Source organism: Arthrobacter sp. H14, assembly GCF_000520495.1.
Classification (GTDB): Bacteria; Actinomycetota; Actinomycetes; order Actinomycetales; family Micrococcaceae; genus Arthrobacter_C.
Window position 1 is genome coordinate 3,746 of the sequence record NZ_KI914662.1, and the last position, 1,513, is coordinate 5,258.

Annotated in this window: 2 protein-coding genes; one reads left to right on the forward strand and one right to left on the reverse strand. The window is 65.8% G+C overall.

Going from position 1 to position 1,513, the window contains the following annotated elements; translation table 11 throughout:
• Positions 1-84: 84 nt before the first annotated feature.
• Positions 85-975, reverse strand: a complete 891-nt coding sequence (locus Y707_RS26140) for an SDR family oxidoreductase (RefSeq protein WP_253905178.1) — start codon at positions 973-975, stop codon at positions 85-87.
• Between the two features lie 76 nt (positions 976-1,051).
• Here Y707_RS26140 and Y707_RS29945 point away from each other — a divergent pair.
• Positions 1,052-1,513 (forward strand): sigma factor (locus tag Y707_RS29945; protein WP_035781791.1); only part of this gene is annotated, 462 nt, incomplete at its 3' end.

Sequence of the window (1,513 nt, forward strand, 5' to 3'; positions counted from 1 at the left end):
GGCGGATGCCCCCGTCCCTGCGGCAGCCGCACCGGCCGTGCCATAGTGCCGTAGAACAAGGGCATCTTGGCGGGGTTTCCCTGCCTAATCGAACAGGCGATTTATGCGCTTGTTGACCTCATAACCATCGTCCGTGTGGCCGGGGGTCTCTAGCGCCGGTTCGGTGTCGCTGGGGAAGTTCACCTGTTCGGCAAGGAAGTCTTCCCACGTCCGCTTCCCGGTGGCCGCCCCGTCGATGGATAAGTTCCCGCCGGCCCGGTAGGCACGTCCTGCCTTGCCCGGCATCCGGAACGGCACCAGTAAACGCCGTTTGCCGTGCTGCCGCAGGTAGTCACGGATGAGGTCGTCCATCCCGTGCACTTCCGGTCCGGTCAAATCGGAGACCATACCGGACGGTTCGCCGAGGGTCAGCGCGGCGAGCCGGGCCGCTACTTCATCCGCGTCGACCGGTTCGAACCGCACCCCACCGGGAACCGGGATCACCGGCAGCTTCGCCATCGCCTGCACCATTGTCAGCACCAGATCGTGGACCTGGGCGGCACGCAGGATCGTGAACGGCAGACCGGAGTCGACCACAGCTTGCTCCGCCTCGAGCTTGGACTTGAAATAGCCCAGCGGAACGCGGTCCGCGCCGATGACGGAGATGTGCACCACGTGCTGGACCCCTGCCCGCGCTGCCGCCCGGACGAGATTGCGCGTCGCCTCGTCGTCACCCTTCGCGTTGGCCGCACCGGCGAGGTGCAGGATGGTCCCGACCCCGTCCACTGCTCGCTCGACCCCTTCGCAGGTGAGCAGGTCGCCGATGACGTACTCGACGTCGTCGGCCGCATCCTGACGCTGCCGGCTGAGCACCCGCACGTCGCGCCCGGCATCGAGCAGACGCGGGACGACGAGCCTCCCGAGTCTGCCGGTTCCGCCGGTGACCAGAATCGGTGCTGCCACGGTGCCGCCGTCGTGATTCATTTGCCTGTTCATGGTTGTTCTCCTCCAAGGGATGGCTCTTTTGCCGGTTTACACTCGTATGACACCCGGCGTTGGGAGAATGTGACCGATGGACGAACTTGACCTGCTGGCCGAGCGGTTCGAAGCGCAACGGCCCCACCTGAACGCGGTTGGCTATCGGATGCTCGGCTCGCTTAGTGAGGCCGACGACGCCGTCCAGGAGACTTGGCTGCGCGCCAGTCGTGCCGACGTGAGTGGCGTGGAGAATCTCGCCGGATGGCTGACCACGGTGGCCGGCAGGGTGTGCCTGAACATGCTGCGCGCCCGGAATACGCGGCGTGAGGAGCCGCTGGGCGTGCACATGCCCGATCCCGTCGTGAGCGGCGTGGACGACATCGATCCTGCTGACCATGCGCTGCTATCGGAGTCGGTTGGGCTTGCGATGCTGGTGGTGCTCGACGCCTTGGATCCGGCCGAGCGTCTGGCGTTCGTGCTGCACGATATGTTTTCCGTGCCGTTTGAGGAGATTGCGCCCATTGTGGAGCGTTCGACGACGGCGGCACGGCAGCTG

Coding starts and splice junctions, on each gene's coding strand:
- Y707_RS26140 (WP_253905178.1), bottom strand. CDS start 975: ATGAACAGGCAAATGAATCACGACGGCGGCACCGTGGCAGCACCGATT.